The 16,187-nt window shown below is 57.7% G+C and carries 14 protein-coding genes; 10 read left to right on the top strand and 4 right to left on the bottom strand.

The features are described from left to right. Nucleotides 1-72 precede the first annotated feature (72 nt). The 3 genes from treZ to glgX are packed head-to-tail and all read left to right on the top strand — an operon-like array spanning nt 73 to nt 6,416. Complete coding sequence (gene treZ, locus ACERY3_RS07840) at nt 73-1,860, top strand: malto-oligosyltrehalose trehalohydrolase (protein WP_373225409.1); 1,788 nt, start codon at nt 73-75, stop codon at nt 1,858-1,860. Beyond that, on the top strand, nt 1,857-4,325 hold the full coding sequence (gene treY / locus ACERY3_RS07835) for a malto-oligosyltrehalose synthase (protein WP_373225408.1): 2,469 nt from the start codon (nt 1,857-1,859) through the stop codon (nt 4,323-4,325). Before treZ ends, treY begins: the two co-directional genes overlap by 4 nt. A gap of 15 nt (nt 4,326-4,340) precedes the next feature. Continuing rightward, entirely contained in the window at nt 4,341-6,416 is a 2,076-nt protein-coding gene (gene glgX / locus ACERY3_RS07830; RefSeq protein WP_210867184.1) for a glycogen debranching protein GlgX, read from the top strand. A gap of 2 nt (nt 6,417-6,418) precedes the next feature. On the opposite strand, the gene ACERY3_RS07825 is transcribed toward glgX, so the two are convergent. Continuing rightward, nucleotides 6,419-6,964 carry a winged helix DNA-binding protein gene (locus tag ACERY3_RS07825; RefSeq protein WP_039262429.1) on the bottom strand — a complete coding sequence of 182 codons (546 nt, stop codon included), beginning with the start codon at nt 6,962-6,964 and terminating at the stop codon, nt 6,419-6,421. A 199-nt stretch (nt 6,965-7,163) separates the two neighbouring features. Between ACERY3_RS07825 and ACERY3_RS07820 the strand changes: the two genes are divergently transcribed. The 6 genes from ACERY3_RS07820 to ACERY3_RS07795 all read left to right on the top strand — a co-directional run bounded on the left by ACERY3_RS07820 (nt 7,164) and on the right by ACERY3_RS07795 (nt 11,456). Beyond that, nucleotides 7,164-7,886 (top strand): DUF969 domain-containing protein, encoded by a 723-nt coding sequence (locus ACERY3_RS07820; RefSeq protein WP_373225407.1) that lies wholly within the window; start codon nt 7,164-7,166, stop codon nt 7,884-7,886. Next, nucleotides 7,883-8,869: a DUF979 domain-containing protein gene (locus tag ACERY3_RS07815; RefSeq protein WP_033145579.1), complete on the top strand. Its 987-nt coding sequence runs from the start codon at nt 7,883-7,885 to the stop codon at nt 8,867-8,869. The genes ACERY3_RS07820 and ACERY3_RS07815 overlap by 4 nt, the downstream gene beginning before the upstream one ends. Before the next feature lie 9 nt (nt 8,870-8,878). After that, nucleotides 8,879-9,874, top strand: coding sequence for a DUF2891 domain-containing protein (locus ACERY3_RS07810; protein WP_373225406.1), 996 nt, complete (start codon nt 8,879-8,881; stop codon nt 9,872-9,874). A 142-nt stretch (nt 9,875-10,016) separates the two neighbouring features. Further along, complete coding sequence (locus tag ACERY3_RS07805) at nt 10,017-10,538, top strand: polymorphic toxin type 44 domain-containing protein (protein ID WP_373225405.1); 522 nt, start codon at nt 10,017-10,019, stop codon at nt 10,536-10,538. Beyond that, entirely contained in the window at nt 10,516-10,950 is a 435-nt protein-coding gene (locus ACERY3_RS07800) for a hypothetical protein (RefSeq protein ID WP_373225404.1), read from the top strand. The genes ACERY3_RS07805 and ACERY3_RS07800 overlap by 23 nt, the downstream gene beginning before the upstream one ends. A gap of 20 nt (nt 10,951-10,970) precedes the next feature. After that, a complete protein-coding gene (locus ACERY3_RS07795; RefSeq protein ID WP_373225403.1) occupies nt 10,971-11,456 on the top strand; it encodes an Hcp family type VI secretion system effector in 486 nt (161 codons plus the stop codon). A 39-nt stretch (nt 11,457-11,495) separates the two neighbouring features. On the opposite strand, the gene ACERY3_RS07790 is transcribed toward ACERY3_RS07795, so the two are convergent. Further along, the gene (locus ACERY3_RS07790) at nt 11,496-12,896 is read right to left on the bottom strand and encodes an MFS transporter (protein ID WP_373225402.1); all 1,401 of its coding nucleotides are present in this window, start codon (nt 12,894-12,896) and stop codon (nt 11,496-11,498) included. A 117-nt stretch (nt 12,897-13,013) separates the two neighbouring features. Here ACERY3_RS07790 and ACERY3_RS07785 point away from each other — a divergent pair, with 117 nt between their 5' ends. Beyond that, complete coding sequence (locus tag ACERY3_RS07785) at nt 13,014-13,919, top strand: LysR family transcriptional regulator (RefSeq protein WP_373225401.1); 906 nt, start codon at nt 13,014-13,016, stop codon at nt 13,917-13,919. Nucleotides 13,920-13,922: 3 nt separating this feature from the next. On the opposite strand, the gene ACERY3_RS07780 is transcribed toward ACERY3_RS07785, so the two are convergent. Both ACERY3_RS07780 and ACERY3_RS07775 read right to left on the bottom strand, forming a co-directional pair. Then, nucleotides 13,923-15,377 (bottom strand): Cu(+)/Ag(+) sensor histidine kinase, encoded by a 1,455-nt coding sequence (locus ACERY3_RS07780; RefSeq protein ID WP_373225400.1) that lies wholly within the window; start codon nt 15,375-15,377, stop codon nt 13,923-13,925. Then, nucleotides 15,367-16,050 carry a copper/silver response regulator transcription factor gene (locus ACERY3_RS07775; RefSeq protein ID WP_373225399.1) on the bottom strand — a complete coding sequence of 228 codons (684 nt, stop codon included), beginning with the start codon at nt 16,048-16,050 and terminating at the stop codon, nt 15,367-15,369. The genes ACERY3_RS07780 and ACERY3_RS07775 overlap by 11 nt, the downstream gene beginning before the upstream one ends. Nucleotides 16,051-16,187 lie beyond the last annotated feature (137 nt).

The following is a 16,187-nucleotide window of genomic DNA, read 5'->3' as shown; positions in this document are numbered from 1 at the left end:
TAACACACTTTTAATCCTGAACTAAGCTTGTACTTCGTTCCGCGTAAAATGTGGGTCATTCGAGGACAATGAATGGAATTCAGGACATTTCAAAAGCAGTGGGGTGCTGAGTTTATTTCCGATGACGTTGTACGTTTTCGCGTCTGGGCAGAAGGACAGAAAGAACTTACGCTACGTCTGGCGGCCGCCGACGTGCCGATGACGGCAGCTGGCGACGGCTGGTTTCAGGCAGACGTATCCGGCGTCACGCACGGTGCAGAATATCAATTTGTTCTGCAGGACGGCATGACGGTGCCCGATCCCGCCTCGCGCGCGCAAAGAGGTGACGTTAACGGCCCCTCCATCGTTATCGATCCCCAACGCTACCAGCCGCTCAACCGGGACTGGGCAGGGCGGCCGTGGGAAGACACGGTTATCTACGAGCTGCACATCGGCACGTTTACCCCGGAGGGCACCTTCCGGGCCGCCATCGACAAGCTACCGTATCTGGCAGAGCTTGGTATTACCCAGCTTGAAGTGATGCCCGTCTCTCAGTTTGGCGGAACACGCGGCTGGGGGTATGACGGCGTGCTGCTGTACGCCCCGCACTCAGCCTACGGTACGCCGGAGGATTTCCACGCGTTTATCGACGCCGCGCACGGGCTGGGACTCTCCGTGGTGCTGGATATCGTGCTCAACCACTTCGGCCCCGAGGGGAACTATCTGCCCCTGCTGTCGCCCGCGTTTTTTGATGCACAGCGGATGACGCCGTGGGGCAACGGCATCGCTTACGAACGCGAGCCGGTAAGACAGTACATTACCGATGCGCCGCTCTACTGGCTGACGGAGTACCGTCTGGACGGCCTGCGCTTTGATGCCATCGACCAGATTAAAGACACCTCGGAGACGCACATTCTGGATGAGATTGCCGCAAAAATCCGCGAGGCGATCCCGCACCGCCACGTTCACCTGACCACGGAAGACAGCCGCAACGTGATTTTCTTGCATCCGCGCGATGAACAGGGCAACACGCCGCTGTTCACCGCCGAGTGGAATGATGACTTCCACAACGCTGCCCACGTGTTTGCCACCGGCGAGACCCACGCGTACTACCATGATTTTGCCTTTGAGCCGGAGAAAAAGTTCGCCCGGGCGCTGGCGGAAGGCTTTGTCTACCAGGGCGAGATTTCGCTGCAAACCGGCGAATCCCGCGGGGTGGAGTGCCAGACGCAGCCGCCGCAGTTCTTCGTCGATTTTATTCAAAACCACGATCAGACCGGGAATCGCGCCCAGGGCGAACGGCTTATCACCCTGGCCGGAGCCGACAAGACGCGGGTGCTGCTTGCCGCGCTGCTGCTTTCTCCCCATATCCCGCTGCTGTTTATGGGCGAGGAGTTTGGGGAAACGCACCCGTTCCTGTTTTTCACCGATTTTCACGGCGATCTGGCAAAGGCGGTGCGGGAAGGGCGCGCAAAAGAGTTTACCGGCCATGCCGGGCACAATGAAACCGTCCCGGATCCGAACGACCTGAGCACGTTTATCCGTTCAAAACTCGACTGGAATAAGATTGCCACCGACGAAGGCAAAACGTGGCTGCGCTTCACGCGCCACCTGCTGACGCTGCGTCATCGCCATATCGTTCCGCTTCTGCGTCATGGCGGCGCCGTTGAGGGCAAAGTAATCAAGACCGCGCCCGGCATGGTGGCGGTGAGCTGGCATTTCCCGTCGGGGACGCTCTCTCTGGCGCTGAATATCGGTAGTAAGCCCGTCGTGCTGCCCGATCTCGCGGGTGAGACGCGCTTTGCCTGGCCGGAAGTCGCTGACGTTTTACCGCCGAACGGTATTGTCGTTCGCTTTGCTGATGGAGAAGCATCGTTATGATCCCTTCCGCCACGTACCGTATTCAGTTCCGTAATGGCATGACCTTCGACCGCGTTGCGGCGCTGGTGCCTTACCTGAAAGATCTCGGCATCAGCCATCTCTACGCATCGCCCGTATTTACCGCCACAGCGGGTTCCACCCACGGCTATGACGTGACCAACCCGAATGAAATTGACCCCGCGATCGGCGGACGAGACGGTTTCGACCGCATGTCGGCAGCGCTTAAGCAGGCCGGCATGGGGCTGATTCTGGATATTGTCCCGAACCATATGTCCACCTCGCTGGAAAATGCCTGGTGGCGGGACGTGATTGAATACGGCCAGCAGAGCCGCTATTTCCGCTATTTCGATATCGACGGGTCGCGCCCGCTGACGCTGCCGTTCCTCGGCGACACCTTTGAGGCGGAGCTGGAGAAGGGTGCGATCGCCCTTAAACGTGACCCTGTCACGAACAAGGTCGCGCTGGTTTACTACGACGCCGAGTATCCGCTCAACCCCGGCACGTACAGCGAGGATAAGAGCATAGCTGAGCTGCATGAAGCGCAAAGCTGGCGGCTGATGTCCTGGCGGGAAGCGCCGAAGCAGCTCTCGTGGCGGCGCTTCTTTGAGATCACCGGGCTGGTGGGCGTCCGGGTTGAAGACGACGCGGTCTTCGACGATACGCACCGGCTGATCCTGGAGCTGGTTCACGCGGGCGTGGTGGACGGCCTGCGAATCGACCACGTCGACGGCCTGGCCGATCCGCTGGGGTATCTGCAGCGCCTGCGGGAGAAAACCGGGCCCGACTGCTACATCACGGTTGAAAAAATTCTCGCGAAGGGAGAACAGCTCCCCGCCGACTGGCCGGTATCCGGCACCACCGGCTACGAGTTTATTGCCTCGCTGGCGGAAGTGCTGGTCGACGACGATAACCTGTCGCGCCTGGAGACCATCCACGACGAAACGCTGGGGTTAACGGTCGATCGCCACGCGGAACTGCGCGATGCCAAGGGCCTGATGACCGATCGCAATTTTGAGGGTGAATTCACCACGCTGCTTAACCTTGCTGACGATCTGGCCGGCCGCAATGAGGTTGCGCTACCGCGCGAGGAGATCCGCCACGCGCTGCGCGAGCTGCTTATCGCCTTTCCGGTCTACCGCACCTACGGCACTCGGGAGGGATTAACCCCGCCGGACGTGGCGCTGCTTAACCGCGTGGTCGCCGGCGTGGAGACGTCTGAAGCGGCGCTGAGCCTGCTTGTGCGCATTCTTACAGGCGACCTGCCGGAAGATTGCCGCGAGTCCGCCGCGCTGTTCAGAACCCGCTTCCAGCAGCTTACCGGGCCGCTGATGGCGAAGTCCGTTGAAGACACGCTGTTCTTTCGCCACAACCTCGAGCTGGCGCTCAATGAAGTGGGCGCCGACCCGACGCCGCGCGCGTTTTCATTATCCCGCTTCCACCAGGAGATGCGCATTCGTCTCGCCCGACAGCCCGACGCGCTGCTGGGCACCTCCACGCACGATACCAAGCGCGGGGAAGACGCCCGGGCGCGTCTCTACACCCTGACGGAAGCGCCGGAACGCTGGGGGGAAAATCTGGCCCGCTGGCGACAGATGAACCAGACTCAGGTGCGTTTTCTCAATGACGGTACCGCGCCGAACGCCGCCGATACCTGGATGATCTATCAGGCGCTGGCGGGCGTCTGGCCCGCCACGCAGTCACCGGAAGACGCCGAAGGGCTTAAAGCACTCGACGCGCGATTCATCGGCTTCCTCGAGAAAGCGCTGCGCGAGGCAAAACAGCGCACCGACTGGATCGACAGCAACGAGAGCTATGAGAGCGTGGTGCTGAGCTACGCGCGGCATCTGCTTTCGCCGGACAACGCGCTGTTCCTGCAGGATTTTAGCGCGGCGATGCAGCCCTTTATCCGGGCCGGGCTGATGAACAGCCTCAGCCAGACGGTAATCAAGCTGACGGCTCCCGGCGTGCCGGATATCTATCAGGGCAGCGAAGCGCTTAATTTTAGCCTCGTTGACCCGGATAACCGACGGGAGCCGGACTTCAACGCGCTGGTGCACAACCTCAGCGCGGCGGATGCCACGGTGTTTGATAACCCGGCCTGCTGGCGAGACGGGCGCGTTAAGCAGTTCGTCACCGCCACGCTGCTGCGGCTGCGTCCGCATTACGACGCGCTTTTCCGCTACGGCGACTGGCTGCCGCTTAAGGTCTCCGGCGAGCGCGAGGAGAACCTGATTGTCTATGCCCGCGTTAAGGACGAGGAGGTGCTGATTGTCGCCGTGCCGCGTCTGGTTTTTGATGTCACCGATAATCATCAGCTGTGGGTCAATACCACGGTGGCGATACCCGAGGAGCTGACGGGGAAACGCTATCGGGATCTGTTCAGCGGTGAGAGCCGCATTCTGCAAGAGACGCTGGATTTAACGTCAGAAAAGGGATGTGTACTGGTTCTGCTTACCTGCGAATAATCGTGGAGAACGAAAATGGCAAAGGATACAACGTTTGAAATTCGGGCCGGTCATGGCCAGCAGTTGGGGGCGAATTATGACGGGAAGGGCGTCAACTTCGCGCTGTTCTCCGCTCACGCCGAGCGGGTGGAACTCTGTCTGTTTGACCCGTCCGGGAAAAACGAAATCGCCCGGCTGGAACTGCCGGAATATACCCATGAGGTCTGGCACGGCTATGTGCCGGACCTGAAGCCCGGCGCGCTGTACGGCTATCGCGTCTACGGCCCTTACGATCCGGAAAACGGCCACCGCTTTAACCCGCACAAGCTGCTTATCGACCCTTACGCCCGAGAACTGGTGGGCGATATCGACTGGAACGATGCCCATTTCGGCTATGAGCTGGGGCATGACGAGTTAGATTTAAGCTTTGACACGCGCGACAGCGCGCCGTTCACGCCGAAATGCAAGGTCATCGACCCGAACGCCTTTGACTGGCAGGACAACAGCCGGCCAAACGTGCCCTGGCCGCATACCGTCGTCTATGAGAGCCACGTGAAGGGCTTTACCCAGATGAACCCGGCCATCCCGCAGGAGCTGCGCGGCACGTTTGAGGGGATGGGACACAAAGCCTCGGTCGACTACATCAAGAGTCTTGGCATCACCTCTGTGGAGCTTCTGCCGGTTCACTGGTTCCCGGACGACCAGCATCTGCTCGATCGCGGCCTGAAGAACTTCTGGGGCTATAACACCCTCGGCTTTTTTGCTCCGGCGTCGCGCTACTACGGCCCGGCGGGGATCCAGGGCTTTCGCGACATGGTGCGCGCGTATCACGATGCGGGCATCGAGGTGATTCTGGACGTGGTATACAACCATACGGCGGAAGGAAATGAGCTTGGCCCGACGCTTTCGTTTAAGGGGATTGATAACTACAGCTATTACCGCACCCTGCCGGACCAGCACCGGTACTACATCAACGACACCGGGACGGGAAACACGGTCAACACCTCGCACCCACGCGTGCTGCAGATGGTGATGGATTCGCTGCGCTACTGGGCGGAATCGATGCATATTGACGGTTTTCGTTTCGACCTGGGGACGATACTGGGCCGCGAGCCGGAAGGATTTGACCCGCGCGGCGGTTTCTTCGACGCCATGACTCAGGATCCGGTGTTATCAAGACTTAAGCTGATTGGTGAACCCTGGGACATCGGTCCCGGCGGGTATCAGGTTGGCGGTTTCCCGCCGGGCTGGGGTGAGTGGAACGACAAATACCGCGATACCGTACGCGAGTACTGGAAGGGCGATAACGTCTCCAACGACTTTGCCGCACGGCTGCTGGGATCCGGGGATCTGTATGACCTGCGCGGGCGTCGTCCGTGGGCCAGCGTCAACTTCATTACCGCTCACGACGGCTTTACGCTGAATGACCTGGTGTCGTACAACGAGAAGCACAACGCCGACAACGGCGAGGATAATAACGACGGGCATAATGACAATCGCTCGTACAACTATGGCGAAGAAGGGCCGACGGAGAACCCGGATATTATTGCTACCCGCGAGCGGCAGAAGCGTAATTTCCTGACCACGCTGCTGTTTTCCCACGGCACACCGATGCTGCTGGCGGGGGACGAGTTTGGCCGCACGCAGAAGGGTAATAACAACGGTTACTGCCAGGACAGCGAGATCTCGTGGATCGACTGGAACGGGATAACCGAAAACGACGCTGCGCTGCGCGAGTTTACCCGACGGCTCATTGACCTTCGCGCGCAACAGCCGCTGCTGCGCCGTGAAAGCTGGCGCGACGGGCTGGAGATCCGCTGGTTCAATGCCGGCGGCGGCCCGCAGCAGGCCGAGCAGTGGGATGAAGGCTCGACGCTCGGCGTCTCCATCAGCAGGCCGGATCTCAGGCAGGAGGACGGCATCTGGCACGACGTGCTGATGCTGTTCAACCCGTTTGAAGGGACCGTGCCGTTCCAGATCCCGCAGTTTGGCGAAGGGGGATGGGTGCTGGAGCTGTCTACGGCAGATGGCGCTGCCACCGGGACAGTGTTCACCGAAACCGTAGAGTACGAACTGGCCGGACGCAGTATTACTCTCTTCAGACGTCCTTAGCCCTAGAGTGATGCCGCCGCGCGGGCGGCGGTGTCATACAGGGAGGAGATCGTGCGTAACAGCTGCGCGGTCTCGCCAATCGACTTCCCGGCAATGCCGCTCTCCGCGTGGATAGCGATCAGACACGCCTCCCGCACGTCCCGGTACTTCATGCACAACGCTTTCCCTTCCTCGGTAGTCGAGAAAAAGAGCTCTTTGCCCGCTTTCTCGCTCGTCACGTAGCCCGCCTTGACCAGCTTTTTCAGGGCGTAGGTCACCACGTGGGTATCTTCCACGTTAAGAACGAAACAGATATCGGCCAGCTTTTTCTTGCGGTCGCGGTGGTTTACGTGATGCAGCAGCGAGACGTCAAATGCGCCCATATCGGGCTCGCCGGCTGCGGTCATGCAGCGCACCATCCATTTATTGAACGCGTTACTGGTCATGATCAGCGCGTACTCCAGCTCTGACAGTTCCGCGCAGCGCTCGGACACCAGATGGCGGGACGAGACGATCCGGCCGTCGTTGATATCGTCGTGAGGGGGTGTAGCACTCTTTTCCGAGGTCATAACGTTCCTTAGCCAGAAATGTAAACTCATCGATAAAATAAGAACATTTTATTGATAATTTGTTTACATGTTTTTGAGGTTCAGATATAGCTTTTTAGCGCAGGTTTTCCGAAACCTGTCGAAAAACACAACATCGCTCGCCGCAAAATAAAAAAATAGCCGTCGGCGCGCAACGCTCACTTTGGATAGGGTAAACGTTATGGACGGTACTACGCTGTTGCCGCTGATCGGGATACCGATCGTGGTTATTGGTTTTGCACTGCGCTTCAACCCGCTGCTGGTGGTCGTAGTGGCGGGGCTGGCGACGGGTCTGCTGGTCGGTATGGATTTCGGGATGCTGCTGGAGACCTTTGGCGAAAAGTTCGTGAATAGCCGATCCCTGGCGACCTTCATTCTGATCCTGCCGGTGATTGGTCTGCTGGAATACTACGGGCTCAAGGAGCGCGCCCAGGCCTGGGTGGCGAAGATCGCCAGCGCGACCTCGGCGCGAATTCTGATGCTCTATTTTGTCGCCCGTGAAGGCACTGCCGCGCTGGGGCTGATGTCGCTGGGCGGTCATGCCCAGACGGTGCGTCCGCTGCTGGCGCCGATGGCCGAAGGGGCGGCGCTGAACGAATTCGGCGAGCTGCCGCAGCACATCCGCGACAGAATCAAAGCCCATGCCGCCGCGTGTGACAACATCGCGGTCTTCTTTGGGGAAGATATCTTCATTGCCTTTGGCGCGGTGCTGCTGATCGACGCGTTCCTGAAAGAGAATGGCATTCAGGGCATCGAACCGCTGCATATCGGCCTGTGGGCCATCCCAACCGCCATTGCAGCATTAGTTATTCATATGACGCGCCTGCTGCGCCTGGATGCCAGCATCCGTCGCGACGTCATGGCCTGGCGCGCGGAGCAGGGCATGCAGGGGGCCGCGCAATGATGACGCTTATCACCATTAACCGCGTGTACTACCTGATCGGCTTCGTCGTGATGCTGCTGGTTGTGATGACCCTGCGCGATCGCGCCAATCCGAAGCGTTTTACCACGGCGCTGTTCTGGTTCCTATTCGGCGGGATCTTCCTGTTCGGCGACCTGATGGTGCAGGAGCTGGGGAAATCGCTGGCGTACCGGATAATCGGCGGGGGCGTTATCGCTATCGCGCTGCTGGCGGGTTTTGGTCTGGTCGGGAAAGGGCACTATAAAATGTCGACCGAAGACGAACGTCTGGCGTCATCAAACCGCCTTAAAAACTGGCTGTTCCTGCCCGCGCTGATGATCCCGGTGGTGACGGTTATCGGGACGCTGTTCCTGAAGGGCGTGTCGGTTGGCGGCGTGTTCCTGCTCGATCAGAAGCAGCTTACCCTGGCGGCGCTGTGCGTGGCCTGCGTCGCGGCGATCCTCACCGGCTGGTGGCTGACCAAAGGCACGCCGCTGCACGCCATTCGCCAGTCTCGTCGTCTTGTCGATACCATCGGCTGGGCGGTGATCCTGCCGCAGATGCTGGCCATGCTCGGCGGCGTGTTCGTGGCGGCCAATACCGGTGACTCGGTGCAGAAGGTGGTGAGCCTGTTCGTTAACCCGGATAACCGCTTTATGCTGGTGGTGATTTACTGCGTGGGGATGGCGCTGTTTACCATGATCATGGGGAATGCGTTTGCGGCCTTCCCGGTGCTGAGCGCGGGGATCGCCTTGCCGTTTCTGATCAACGTGCATCACGGCAACCCGGCGCCGCTGCTGGCGATTGGCATGTACGCGGGCTACTGCGGCACGCTGATGACGCCGATGGCCGCGAATTTCAATATTGTTCCCGCCGCGCTGCTGGAGCTGAAAGACAAATATCAGGTGATCAAGATCCAGATCCCGACCGCGTTAACCCTGCTGGTGGTGAACGTGTTCCTCATGTATTTCCTCGTGTTTCGCTAAGGAGCTGTTATGGAATTAACGCAACATCAGGCTGACGCGTTTGCCCGCATGCCTTTGACCTATTTGCGCCAGGAATACCCGAACCACATCATGCACCTGCTGAATGATGATGGTGACGTTCTGCCGCCGCGCGAACTGCACCCCATTTTCTACGGCTGTTTCGACTGGCACTCGGCGGTGCACGGCTACTGGCTGCTGCTGCGCTGCGTGCGCCTCTACCCGGAGCTGCCGAGCCGGGACGCGATCGTCGCGCTTGTCGACGAGCACCTGACGGAAGAGAACGTGGCGAAGGAGCTGGCCTATTTCACCGCGCCGTTCCGCGCCTCGTTTGAGCGCCCGTATGGTTACGGCTGGCTGCTGGCGCTGGCCCAGGAGCTAAAGCAGTCGTCGCTGCCGCAGGCCGAAGGCTGGTACCGGACGCTTGAGCCGTTAACCCAGGATATTCGTAACCGCCTGGTGGATTACCTCAGCAAGCTCACCTATCCGATCCGCGTCGGGACGCACTACAACACGGCGTTTGCCCTCGCGCTGGGGTTGGACTACGCCCGAGCAGTAGAAGATAGCGCGCTTGAGCAGGCGATTGTCACGGCGGCGGAGCGGTTTTATCTCGCCGACACGCGCTATCCTGCCCACTACGAACCCGGCGGTGATGAGTATATTTCCGGCGCGCTGACGGAAGCGCTGCTGATGAGCAAGGTGCAGAAAGACTTCCCGGCCTGGTTTGACGCATTTCTCCCGGAGGTGGGCACCATTGCGGCGCTGATGAACCCGGCGGAAGTGAGCGACCGTACCGACCCGAAAATTGCCCATCTCGACGGGTTAAACCTCAGCCGCGCCTGGTGCATGAAGCACATTGCCAGAGCGCTTCCCGCTAACCATCCGGCGCAGCAGGCGCTGCGCGAGGCGGTGACGAAACACCTGACGGCAAGCGTTGAGCATGTGGTCGGCAGCCACTACAGCGGCGGGCACTGGCTGGCGAGCTTTGCGCTGCTGGCGCTGGAGTAAACGAACGCGCCGTCTTTTTGCCGGGTGACGCTGCGCTTACCCGGCCTACATTGTGCAAAGCTTCCTTGTAGGCCCGTGCAAGCGTAGCGCCGCCGGGCGAATCAGGCTGATGCCCGAACTGCAGGGCGCAGCCTAAATTTCTTTGATTTTTAATGCGATTAATATCTTAATCGGTTATTTTTCCGTCATTTGTCTCGAAACAGATATCTTTTTTACTATCGCAAAAGTGTACGATACGTGGTCATATATCCATGTGAAAAGAGTGGTTAATATGGCTGTAATACCTTTGTTACCAAAAGAAGGAATCGCGCTTGCATTGGCAAACATGAGGATTGCAAGAGCGCATGGTATGAGTAGAAATATGGCTATCCCTACAACCTATCTTTGGTTTTATCAAAAAGTAAGAAATAAGGGGCCATGGGATTACAAGCAGGGACACCCTGAGTTAGCGAACTTTGGTAACTTCAATTATGGTTCGGCTGGCTATGCTGCCGGGATATCATCAGAAACGTTATTGATGGGGGCAGGATGGGCGCAGGAAAGAGCTAAAACCTCCAAAAAGAAATGGGGGCACTGGTATCAAAAACCGCCATATGGGGATGATCCTCACGATCAGTTTTGGATAAGTCAAGGGATTGAATATGCAAAGAAACACGGTTATTAAACGGCTTCATTGTTTACTCACAACGATTTTATTGATCGTTGTTTGCGGGTTTCTGACATATCAATATTATTTTAATGCACCTCCTCACGATAGCTTTGTCAGCAAACAGAAACTATCTGATACCGTCACACTGTACATAACAAAGTATGATGACGGAGGAGCTACGGTGTCGGATATTTACCGCTTCTATTTATATAAAGACAAAAGCGGGAACATTATGAAGGCCCTTAAAGATCGATCGCCGTTCCTTGAAGCCAATACAAGCAATGTTACAGCTTCTGCTTATGGGAACACGGTAAATATAAAAATCACAGGTAAGGTTTATTCATTCACTAATTCGGATCTGTTCTATGCAGATGGTGTAGCGATCATGCCTGTAATTAACCTCATAGCAAATGGAATAAGAGATTAATTAGCATAAGGAGTTTTGAAATGGCTGTACCAGTACACCTCTTTTTGAAAGACGATGGTGGAGCAATGATCCGTGGCGGTTCTGATGTTGCAGACCGTGAAGGAAGCATAGAGCTTAGAGATCTAATCCATAACCTGAGCATTCCAACAGATGAGGCAACAGGTAAACTTACAGGTACAAGGCAACACTCAGCTTTCAGTTTAACAAAAGCAATTGATTCATCCTCACCCTATCTATACAAAGCAGTGGCTACAGGTCAGACGCTTCAAAGTGCTGAATTAAAGTTCTATCACATCAATGATGCTGGCCAGGAAGTGGAATACTTCAATATTCTTATGGAAGGTGTGAAAGTCATTTCAATAACTCCAGTTATGCATGATACAAGAGATTGTCCCGGTACTGGTCACCTGGAAAATGTATCTTTGCGATACGCAAAAATCACATGGAAAATCCTGGACGGAAATATTCAATACACTGATGCGTGGAATGAAGGCCTTACAGCGTAGGCGTTATAAACGTGCAGCGCCGGAAGGCGCTGCAACAGTTTACGCTGACGCCCGAACCGCAGGGCGCAGCCTGCTCACGCTAAACAACACCGATCCCGTCGAGGCTATCACTGCAATCCATAGCGCCAGATGCACGGCCCGGTCATGGTCTGATCCGGCCGTCGCAAGCAGTACGCCCACCGCGGCGGCGCCGAGACACTGGCCGAATGTCCTTACAATCGACAACACGCCGGAGGCGTAGCTGGCATATTCTCGCGCCACGTTAGAGAGCATCTCCCGGTTATTGGGGCTCTGGAAGCAGCCAAACCCAATCCCGCAAACCAGACTGCGCAGGCAGATATTCCATGCGGAAGGATTTTCCGGCAACGTCGCCAGCAGGACCAGCCCACAGACAAAAATCATCAGCCCGATTGTCGAGATCAGCGGCGCGGAAATCGTATCTGCCCAGCGTCCCGCATGCGGCGCGATCAGCACGATGCCAATTGGCCATGGGGTGAACAGCAGCGCGGAGACCACCGGGCTGTAGCCATACACGCTCTGAAACAGGAACGGCAGCGCGACAAAGGTGATGCCCTGACTGACAAACGAGGCCAGCGAGGTCAGGGCGGCGAGGGTAAAGCGTCCGTTTTTAAACATGACGGGCGGCAGGATGGGACTTCGCGCGCGCCGAATCCGCCAGATAAAGGCGAGGGCGCTGACCAGCGTGAGCAGCCCCCAGCCTGTGGCCGCCTGGTTGATGTTTTGCGTCACGTGCTGAAGGCTGTCGGCCAGCATGATCGCTGAACCTAACAGCGCGGCGGAGAGCACGGCGCCCGGCGCGTCAAAGGGCGAGCGGTCAACGGCCGTTTCCCGCGGCAAGGCCCACCACGCCAGCAGCAGGGCAACGCTGCCCGGAACAATGTTAATGGCGAACAGCCACTGCCAGTTCAGCGCGTCCAGTATGGTTCCACCCAGCACGGGGGCAATCGCCGTGCTGGAAGCGATAAGCAGGGCGTGCAGCCCCAGAATGCGGCCAAGCAGTCGACCCGGAAAAACGGATCGCAGGATCGCCGGGGCGATACTCAGGGTGGCCGCGCCGCCGATGCCCTGCAGAATACGCATGCCGGTTAACATTTCCGGCGTCGCTGCCAGCGCGCAGCCGAGCGAGGTGAGCGTAAAAGTGGCAAGCCCGGCCAAAAACACCATACGATAGCCCACGCGCGCCGCCAGCGCCGCGAAGATGGCTAGCGTCATTGCCGCTGAAAGCAGGTAACCGTTGGCGAACCAGACCGCAACGTTTGCGGGAACCTGCATCTCCCTTGCCATGGAGGGCAGCGCGATGTTGATCATGGTGCCGTCAAAGACGCCCATCAGCGTGGTGGTCATGACGGCGGCCATGACCCGGGCGCGTTCGTGACCGGGTAAACCTTCATCGCCGGGCAGGTTTGAAAATAGCGTCATCGTCGTTACTCCGCATAAGAATAGTGATGACGAAACTATAATCATGCGGTATACAGGGCGGAAGACGCATCAGCTGCATTTAACCGTTGCATATAACGCCTTATCTTAGGAGTCACCGTGTCCGATCCTGACTTTAACCTTCTGGTTGCGCTCGACGTTCTGCTGGCCGAAGCCAGCGTGGTGGGCGCGGCGCGACGTTTGAACCTCAGCACCTCCGCCATGAGCCGCACCCTGAGCAGGCTGCGGGAGGTGACCGGCGACCCTATTCTGGTGAGGGCCGGGCGTCATATGGTGCTGACGCCCTGGGGAGAAGCCACGCGGGACCGCGCCAGAAGCGCCGTGCATGAGGCGAGGGCGGTGCTGCAGCCCTCCACCGACGCGCTGAAGGTGGAAAATCTCGAGCGGCTGTTCACCATCAGAGCCAACGACGGTTTTGTGGTGGCGTTTGGGCCACTGCTGATTGCGGCGGTGGCGAGCGTTGCCCCCGGGGTGTGCATCCGCTTCTCGCCGAAACCTGAAAAAACCTCGCGCTATTTGCGTGAGGGGCTGGTCGACCTGGAGATCGGCGTGCAGAACAATATGGGGCCGGAAATACGGCTGCAACGGCTCTTTCAGGATCGGTTTGTTGGCGCGGTGCGCAAGGGACATCCGCTGTCATTTCAGCCTGACGTCAGCCTTGACGATTATGTCGCGTGGGGCCACGTGGTGGCCTCTCCGAACGGAACCTTACATGGATCTGTCGATGACGCGCTGGCGGAACGGGGGATGAAACGCAAGGTCGCCAGCGTGGTGCCCGGATTTCCAACGGCGCTATCCGTGGCGCTGGCGTCCGATCTGATTGCCATGGTGCCGGCGCTGTACCTGCTCAATCAGCCGATGAACGAGCGCGTACACGTCTTTGAACTGCCGTTTAAAACCCGGACCATTACGGTGTCACAGATGTGGCATCCGCGCATGGAAAGGGACCCGGGACATCGATGGCTCAGGGAAAAGGTACTGGAAGTGTGTCGGGCCGTGCGCTGACGCTCAGGCCACTTTTCCCGGCACGGAGAGGATGAAGCGCGTCGATGCCGCATCCGATTCCACGCGGACTTTTCCGTGGTGCGCGGAGACGATGGACTTCACGATGGCAAGCCCGATCCCGCTGCCTTCGCCTTTGCGCTGCCTTGACGGATCGACGCGATAGAAACGGTCAAACAGCTTTGGCAGATGCTCTTGCGGAATCGGCGTACCGGGATTTTCTATCATCAGTTCAACGTCCTCATCCTGTTTTCTGATGGAGACCGTCACCGCTTTTCCTGGTGGCGTATAGCGCAGGGCATTGGAGAGCAGATTATTTACTGCTCTTCTGAACATCTGCGGATCGCCTTCTATCAGGCAGGGCATCCCGCTAAATTTCAGCATAACGTTGCGTTCTTCCGCCCAGGCTTCGAAGAAATCGAAGACTTTCATGACCTCGGCACTTAAATCAAACATCACCCGGTCAGGGATGAGCTGATTATTATCCGCCTGCGCCAGGAAAAGCATGTCGCTGACCATCCGGGTCATCCGGTTGTACTCTTCAAGGCTGGAGTACAGAACATCCTCCAGCTCTTTCTGCGAGCGATTCTGGCTCAGCGCGATTTCCGTTTGCGTCACCAGGTTGGTGATGGGGGTTCTGATTTCATGCGCGATATCGGCGGAAAAATTCGCCTGGCGGGTAAAGACATCTTCAATCTTTTCGATCATATGGTTGAAGGAGATGACCAGCTGTTCCAGCTCAACGGGCACGCGGGACGGCTCCAGCCGCGCGTCCAGGTTTTCTGAAGTGATATTTTTAATGGCGTTGCTGACGTTACGCAGGGGCAAATGTCCCTGACGAACCGCGATGCGAATGACAAGAATAATCAACAGGCTGATCGCCGCGGCAATTGCCAGGAGATTCTTTTTCAGCGCCTCAAGGTAGTGCAGATGAAAATTAATCGAGAGCCCGATAAGCATGACGTAGCCCTGCGTTTTGCCCTGCAGCGTCGCCGTGCCTGAAGAGGCGATAATCCGGTACGTTTCCATTTTCATGTCGGACCCGGCGTGCATGTTTTTGGCAGAGTCTTCAACCGTCCAGAGAAACACATCCTGCGCGCGGCGGTGTTCGCTAAAGTCCGCCGCGTTCATCGCAGGGCGCAGTGCCGCCCCTTGCGCCGAGCTGAACAGGATATTGCCCTGCGGATCCAGGAGCAGGACGGCCACGTTGCGGTAGCTGGCCATCGACTCTTTGATCTTGCTGATTTTCTTTTGGTCAGGATCGACCGGAGACTGCAGGATGCGGTGCATCGCGGTGCTGATTTGCTGCAGGTCGCTGATATCCTGCTCGGCGAAGTGCTTTTCAACGGAATGGAGCATAAACCAGGTAAAGGCGAAAAAGGCCAGTATCGTGGAGAGACTGATAAAAAAGGTCAGCCGGAGGGCAAGCGAAAAAGGGTGCCTGGGAAGCTTAACGCGCATCCGGCACCTCCAGCATATAGCCCACGCCGCGCACCGTCTGGATCAGCTTCGGTTCAAAATCGTTATCGATTTTCGCGCGAAGCCGCTTTACCGCCACGTCAATCGCGTTTGTGTCGCTGTCAAAATTCATGTCCCACACCTGGGAGGCAATCAGGGAGCGGGGTAGCACCTCTCCCTGATGACGCATGAAAAACTCCAGCAGGCTGAACTCTTTGCTGGTTAACGAGATGCGGCTTCCGGCCCGGCTTACCTTTCTCGACACGAGGTCAACCGTCAGGTCTGCCACCTGAAGCTGGCTTTCCGCAATCACCGTTTTTCCGCGTCTTAACAGCGTCCTTACCCGGGCGAGCAGCTCGGCAAAGGCGAAAGGCTTAATCAGATAGTCATCCGCGCCCAGCTCAAGCCCTTTAACCCGGTGTTCAATCGTGCCGAGAGCCGTGAGTAACAGGATGGGCATCCCTTTGCCGGCAGAGCGGAGCATGCGGACAATGTCCCAGCCGTTCACATCGGGCAGCATGATATCCAGAATCAGCAGATCGTATTCAGCGGTCATGGCGAGATGGTAGCCGTTCAGGCCATTATCCGCGTGGTCAACCACAAACCCCGCTTCAGTCAGCCCCTTACTCAGGTACTCACCGGTTTTCATTTCGTCTTCGACGATCAGTATTTTCATCGTGCTCCCCTGACTGGCTGCTGATGACATTCTAGTGAGCGTACCGCCGTTAACAATGACTTACGCTAAAAATGACAACATTGTCATTATCCTGTCACCCGTCAAACAGGATGCGTTGCGTAGAGTAGCCCTAAAAC

Source organism: Enterobacter cloacae complex sp. ESBL7 (assembly GCF_041679625.1).
GTDB classification, from domain to species: Bacteria; Pseudomonadota; Gammaproteobacteria; order Enterobacterales; family Enterobacteriaceae; genus Enterobacter; species Enterobacter asburiae_B.
This window is presented reverse-complemented; position numbering and strand designations above follow the sequence as displayed.